The organism is Arenimonas sp., assembly GCF_022842045.1.
In the GTDB taxonomy this organism is placed as follows: Bacteria; Pseudomonadota; Gammaproteobacteria; order Xanthomonadales; family Xanthomonadaceae; genus Arenimonas.
Window position 1 is genome coordinate 35,906 of sequence record NZ_JALHQI010000022.1, and the last position, 6,494, is coordinate 42,399.

5 protein-coding genes are annotated in these 6,494 nt (G+C 71.8%); 2 read left to right on the forward strand and 3 right to left on the reverse strand.

Annotated elements, in window-relative coordinates; translation table 11 throughout:
• The first annotated feature begins 44 nt into the window (after nucleotides 1-44).
• Complete coding sequence (locus Q0C12_RS06760) at nucleotides 45-1,070, forward strand: TIGR00266 family protein (RefSeq protein WP_290887986.1); 1,026 nt, start codon at nucleotides 45-47, stop codon at nucleotides 1,068-1,070.
• Between the two features lie 58 nt (nucleotides 1,071-1,128).
• Here Q0C12_RS06760 and Q0C12_RS06765 read toward each other — a convergent pair whose 3' ends face one another.
• Nucleotides 1,129-3,186, reverse strand: coding sequence for a TonB-dependent receptor (locus Q0C12_RS06765; RefSeq protein ID WP_290887988.1), 2,058 nt, complete (start codon nucleotides 3,184-3,186; stop codon nucleotides 1,129-1,131).
• A complete protein-coding gene (locus tag Q0C12_RS06770; protein ID WP_290887990.1) occupies nucleotides 3,183-4,175 on the reverse strand; it encodes an isoaspartyl peptidase/L-asparaginase in 993 nt (330 codons plus the stop codon). Before Q0C12_RS06770 ends, Q0C12_RS06765 begins: the two co-directional genes overlap by 4 nt.
• A 390-nt stretch (nucleotides 4,176-4,565) precedes the next feature.
• Here Q0C12_RS06770 and Q0C12_RS06775 point away from each other — a divergent pair, with 390 nt between their 5' ends.
• Entirely contained in the window at nucleotides 4,566-5,753 is a 1,188-nt protein-coding gene (locus Q0C12_RS06775; RefSeq protein ID WP_290887992.1) for a S8 family peptidase, read from the forward strand.
• Nucleotides 5,754-5,872: 119 nt separating this feature from the next.
• Here the strand turns inward: Q0C12_RS06775 and Q0C12_RS06780 are convergent.
• Nucleotides 5,873-6,494, reverse strand: a 622-nt coding sequence (locus Q0C12_RS06780; protein ID WP_290887995.1) for an FtsX-like permease family protein, incomplete at its 5' end; no start/stop codon positions are given.

Consider the following 6,494-nt stretch of genomic DNA (forward strand, 5'->3'; position numbering starts at 1 on the left):
TCGGGACTGACGTCCTGATTCCTCCCCCCGCAACGGAGTACGCCATGCACCAGTGGTACCTCAGTTACAACGGCCAGCAAATCGGTCCGCTAGACCACGCCGCCGCGATCGCCCAGGCCACCCGCGACCCGGCCGGCCACTGCTGGCGCCAGGGCTTCCCCGAGTGGATCCCGATTTCCGCTTGCACCGAGCTGCGCGCCGAGTCGGCGCCGGGCGCGATGATGGCGCCGGTGCCGCCGCCGGCCGCCGCCAGCACGGCGGGCCAGCGCAGCGACGTGATCGACTACCGCATCTACGGCGAGGACATGCAGTTCGTCGAGATCGAGCTCGACCCGGGCGAGAGCGCCGTCGCCGAGGCCGGTTCGATGATGTACAAGGACGCGGTCGTGAACATGGACACCGTGTTCGGCGACGGCTCGGCCAGCACCGCCGGCGGCGGCTTCATGGACAAGCTGGTCGGCGCCGGCAAGCGCCTGATCACCGGCGAAAGCCTGTTCACCACGGTGTTCTCGCACACCGGCGGCAGCGGCAAGGCCAAGGTCGCGTTCGCGGCGCCCTACCCCGGCACCATCGTGCCGATGACGCTGAGCAACTACGGCGGCACCATCATCGCGCAGAAGGACAGCTTCCTTTGCGCGGCACGCGGCGTGTCGATCGGGTTGTTCTTCCAGAAGAAGATCATGACCGCGCTGTTCGGCGGCGAGGGCTTCATCATGCAGAAGCTCACCGGTGACGGCCTGGTGTTCATCCACGCCGGCGGCACCATCGTCGAGCGCGAGCTGCGCCCCGGCGAGCGCCTGGACGTCGACACCGGCTGCGTGGTGGCGATGACCAGCACGGTCAACTTCGACATCCAGCCGGTCGGCGGCGTGAAGTCGATGCTGTTCGGTGGCGAGGGCGTGTTCCTGGCCACGCTGACCGGACCGGGCAAGGTCTGGCTGCAGTCGCTGCCGTTCTCGCGCCTGGCCGGGCGCATGTTCAGCGCGGCCTACCAGCGCGGCGGCAGCAAGGGCGAGGGCTCGGTGCTCGGCGGGCTGGGCGGCATCATCTCCGGCGACCGAGGGTTCTGACCGCACGCCGCGCGCCACGGCGAGGTCGGCGACGCGGGCCCGGAAAACCGGGTCCGCTTCAATTCGCGGTGCGGAATCCCACCCCCAGCCACAGCGTGCGCGGCGCGCCGGGCTCGTAGTAGCGGCCGTTGCCGTCGTTGGTGATCACGGAGCCCGCGTGCTGGCGGTCGAAGGCATTGTCCAGGCGCAGGAAGGTTTCCAGCCGCCGCGTGGCGGCCCAGGTCAGCCCGAGGTCGACCAGGCCGTGGCCGGCGGCCTGCTCGCTGCCGACGTCGTTGACCGAGACCGCCGAGGCGCCGCGCAGCTCGACGAAGCCGCGCCAGTCGCCGCGCCAGCCTTCCCAGCGCAGCCGGCCCTGGGAACGCGGCACGCCCGCCAGCCGGGTGCCGCGCGCGATCCGCTGGGTTGGCACGGTGCAGGGTGCGCCGCTGCAGGCGAGGTAGTCCTGGCGCATCGTGGCGTCGAGCCCGGTCCAGGCCAGCTGCAGCGACATCGCCTCGCCCAGCGGCGCGGCGAACTCCAGTTCCACGCCCTGGCGACGGGTGCGCGCGGCATTGGCGTAGCTGGCGCGGCCGCCGGCATTGGTTGCCACCACCAGCTCGTCGCGGGTGGCGGTGCGGAACACGGCGAGGTCCGCGCTGAAGCCCGGCCGCGGTCGCCACTTCATGCCCAGCTCCAGGTTGCGGCTGCGGGCCGGGCGCAGGTCCAGGTTCAGCCCCGAACTGCCGTCCGGGCGATAGGCCAGCTCGACCAGCGTCGGCGTCTCGAAGCCGCTGCCGACGCTCGCGTGCAGGTTCAGCGTCGGTCGCGCGCGCCACTGCAGCGCCAGCACCGGCGTCCAGCGCTCGAAGTCGACCGCACCGCTGTCGTCCGGATTGCCGGCCGTGACGTAGCGGTCGTCCGAGCGGAAGCGCACCTGGCTGTGGCGCAACCCGGCCAGCAGCGACCAGTCGTCCGCGAAGCGCCAGTCGGCCTGGGCGAACTGGTCGTAAGCGGCGACGTCGTTGCGCTCGTCGCGCCGCAGCCGGCCGCGCACGCCCAGCCGCGCGCCGACGAAGTTCTCGAAGCCGCGGCGCTGCTGCACCAGTCCTTCCCAGCCCAGGCCCGCGGTCCACTGCAGCGCGCGCCCGCCGACGACGGACTCGCCATCCAAGCGCAGTTCACCCCCGAAGAAATCGCTGCCCAGGTCCACCACGCCGCCGGACTGCAGCGGATTGCCCTGCACGCCGACCGGAATGGCCAGGAACTGCTCGATGTGCCGCTGGCCGGCATACGCCATCGCCTGCAGGCGCGCCGCGCCGAGTGCGCGCTGCCAGGTGCCACCGAGCTGCGACTGGCGCACCGACTTTCGGGTGTTGAACGCCTGCGCCTGCGGGGCGGTCTGCCCCGGGTCGTCCAGGAACTGCGCCCGGTTCAGGCCCAGCGGGTCTTGCGCGTCCGGCGCGTCCAGGTGGTTGAAGACCACCGAGCCACCGTCGCCCCCTTCGCCCGGCCAGTGCAGGCGCGCGTTGAACGACGTGCGCTCGGCGGCCGAATGCGGCCGGAACCCGTCCACGCGCAGGTGCGACAGCCCCGCCACCACGCCGGCGCCGCGCCATCGCGTCCGCAGTCCGGCCGACACGCGCCAGTCGCCAGCCTCCGATGCGGCGGCAGCCAGGCGCGCCTCACCCGGCGCGATCCCGTCGCCACTGAAGACCTGGAGCACGCCGCCGGAGGAATTCCCGTACAGGGCCGAAAACGGACCGCGCAGCACTTCGACGCGCTCGGCGCTGGCCAGGTTGGCGTGGGAAAGCTGCGACTGGCCGTCGGGCTGGGTCGCGGGAATGCCGTCGATGATGACCCGCAGCCCGCGGACGCCAAAGCTGGCCCGAGTGCCGAAGCCGCGTATCGACACCTGCGTGTCCTGTGCGTAGTTCTGGCGATCGCGCGCCAACAGGCCGGGCACGCCGCCCAGCCACTCCGACAGGTTCAGCCCCGGAGCCGCGTCCGGTGCCGTGCGCACCGACACCGCCGCCGGCGTATCGAACACACTCGCCTCCCGCCGCGTCGCCGTCACCGTCACCGGCTCCAACGCCACCACCTCCGCAGCCACCAACACCAAATGAACCAAGTTCATTTGTCGTCGCGGAAGATGGCGGTGCCGCGTGTGCCGTCGGGCTTGAGCCAGGCGCGGTACATGCCGCTGGTGTTGAACGGCATGGCGATGTTGCCGCGGCGGTCGAGGGCGATGGCGCCGCCGTCGCCGCCAAGCGCGACGATATCTTCGTTGATGACCGCGTGCGCGGCGGTCGCCAGGGCGTCGCCGCGCAGGCCGACCCGGGCGCAGATGGCGTGCGCGGCCGCGGTGCGCAGGTAGAACTCGCCCCAGCCGGTGCCGGACACGCCGCAGTGGGCGTCGGCCCAGGTGCCGGCGCCGATCACCGGCGCATCGCCGACCCGGCCCCAGCGCTTGTTGGTCATTCCGCCGGTCGAGGTGGCGGCGGCGATGTGGCCGCGGGCGTCCAGCGCCACCGCGCCGACGGTGCCGAAGTAGGCACCCGGCGCGGGCAGCATCGCGGCGCGCTCGCGCTCCTGCGCCCGCTCGAGCTGCTCGCGGCGGCGGTCGGTGTCGAACCAGTCGGGCGCCACGCGCTGTATCTCGGGCCGGGTGTCGGCGAAGGCCTCGGCCCCGCCCGCGGCCAGCATCACGTGCGGCGAGTGTTCCATCACGGCACGCGCGAGCCTGATCGGGTTGCGCACCGTGCGCACGCCCGCCACCGCGCCGGCGCGGCGGGTGTGGCCCTCCATGATCGCGGCATCGAGCTCGTGCCCGCCCTCGGCGTTGAACACGGCGCCCTTGCCGGCGTTGAACCAAGGCGATTCCTCCAGCACCACGATCGCCGCGGTGACGGCGTCGAGCGCGCTGCCGCCGTCCTCGAGCACCGCCTGGCCGGCGTCGAGCGCGCGGTCGAGCGCCGCGCGCACTTCGCGCTCGTCCTGCGGCGACAGCGCAGTGCGCTCGATCACGCCGGCGCCGCCGTGGAGCACCAGGGCGGTTGGCGCGGGCGGGGCCGCGAAGGCCGGCGCGGCGAAGAGGCAGGCAAGCACGAGCAGGTTTCGGATCATGGCGGTAAGGCTCTCGGGAAACGCGGGACCACAGTCTAGCCGGGCGCGGCGAAGGCCCTGTGCACGACCGTGCAGGCCGCGCAGAATTCCTGCCGCATGGCAGCATTTCCGGCGACCCCGCGCCTCGCCCCCGCGTGCTGCGATGCGGCGGTCTTCACGGGTCGAGCCCACTACGGCGCGGCTTGCGGCGATGCTGCAGCGCGGTGGCCGCGCCGCAGCATGCGCCGCATCGCGCGGGGGCGTTGACAGCCCCGGCGTGCGTCCCCTATCCACGGCCTGCCACGCGGCGAAGGATACGGCGGGAAGCCGACCGGAAGCCGCGGGCCGGTCCGACAGGGGAAGGACCGACGAAGATCCACCACCTGTTCGAAACATTCGGGGAGTCACACCATGAAGACCGTCAACCTGCTCGCGCTTGGCCTTGCCCTTGCGCTGGGCACCACGTCCACGCTCGCGTCCGAGCTGCGCCGTGCCGAGCATCCGATCAAGAACAGCTACATCGTCGTGCTCAAGCCCAACAGCCTCGTGCTGCCCGCCAACGCCCGCAACGGCCGCGAGGCCATGTCCATGGCGGTCGCCAACGCCGCGGTGGACCTGTCGGACCGCTTCGCGCTGCGCCCGCACCAGATGTACGACGTCGCCCTGCAGGGCTTCGCGGTCGAGGCGACCGAGGGGCAGATCCAGCGCCTGCTCAAGGACCCGCGCGTGGACTACGTCGAAGAGGACGAGATGTCCTACATCGGCGCCACCCAGACCGGCGCCACCTGGGGCCTGGACCGCTCCGACCAGCGCGACCGGCCGCTCAACGGCAGCTACATCTACGACTACACCGCCTCGAGCGTTCGCGTGTACGTGATCGACAGCGGCATCCTGGCCAGCCACTCCGACTTCGGTGGCCGCGTGCTGTCGGGCTACACCGCCATCAACGACGGGCGCGGCACCAGCGACTGCAACGGCCACGGCACGCACGTGGCGGGCACGGTGGGCGGCGCTACCTGGGGCGTGGCGAAGGCGGCGCGGCTGGTGCCGGTGCGCGTGTTCGGCTGCACCGGCGGCAGCGCCAACTCCACGATCATCGCGGGCATCAACTGGGTGGCCAGCAACCACGTCAAGCCGGCGGTGGCGAACATGAGCCTCGGCGGCGGCGCGTCCTCGGCCACCGACACCGCGACCAACAACCTGATCAACGCGGGCGTCACCGTGGTGGTGGCCGCGGGCAATGACAACGCCAACGCCTGCAACTACTCGCCGGCCCGCGTGGCCAACGCCATCACCGTCGGCTCGACCACGTCCACGGACGCCCGCTCGTCGTTCTCGAACTTCGGCAGCTGCGTGAACATCTTCGGGCCGGGCAGCTCGATCCGTTCGGCCTGGTACACCAGCAACACCGCCACCAACACCATCAGCGGCACCTCGATGGCCTCGCCGCACGTGGCGGGCGCGGCCGCGCTGTACCTGGCGGCCAACCCGTCGGCCTCGCCGGCGACGGTCCGCAACGCGCTGTACTCGAAGGCGACCACCAACCGCCTCACCGGCATCGGCACCGGCTCGCCGAACCGCCTTCTCTACACGCGTTGATCCACCACCGCCCGGGGCAGCCAGCCTGGCCCGGGCGTTCCCTTGTGGGAGGGACTTCAGTCCCGATGCGCCTCGCGAAAGGCATCGGGACTGAAGTCCCTCCCACAGGGGTTGGTGCTTCAGCCCTGGTGGCGCAGGGCCTCGATGGGGTCGAGCCGGGCCGCCTTGCGCGCCGGGTAGAACCCGAAGAACAGACCGGTGGCGACCGAGAACCCGGTGGCCATCAGCACCACCTTGGCATCGAGCATCACCGGCAGCGCGCCGAACTTGCTCGCGAGCAGCGCGCCGCCCACGCCCAGCGCGATGCCGATGAAGCCACCGCCCAGCGAGATCAGCATGGCCTCGGCCAGGAACTGCGCCTGGATTTCCTTCGGGCCCGCGCCGACCGCCATGCGCAGGCCGATTTCGCGGATGCGCTCGGTCACCGACACCAGCATGATGTTCATGATGCCGATGCCGCCGACGATCAGCGAGATGCTGGCCACCGCGCCCAGCAGCAGCGACATCAGCCGCGTGGTCTGGGTGCGGGTGCTGACGATCTCGGCGATGTTGCGCACGGCGAAGTCATCCTCGGCGCCGGGCGCGATCCGATGGCGCTGGCGCAGCAGGGAATTCAACTCTTCCTCGACGTAGGCCAGGTCCTCGGCCCGCCCGACCATCACCGAGATCTGCTGCACCGTGCTGGCCTGGCGCGGCACCGCCGCGGCGGCGCCGGCGGCGGGCGCGGCGGTGGCCGGCGTG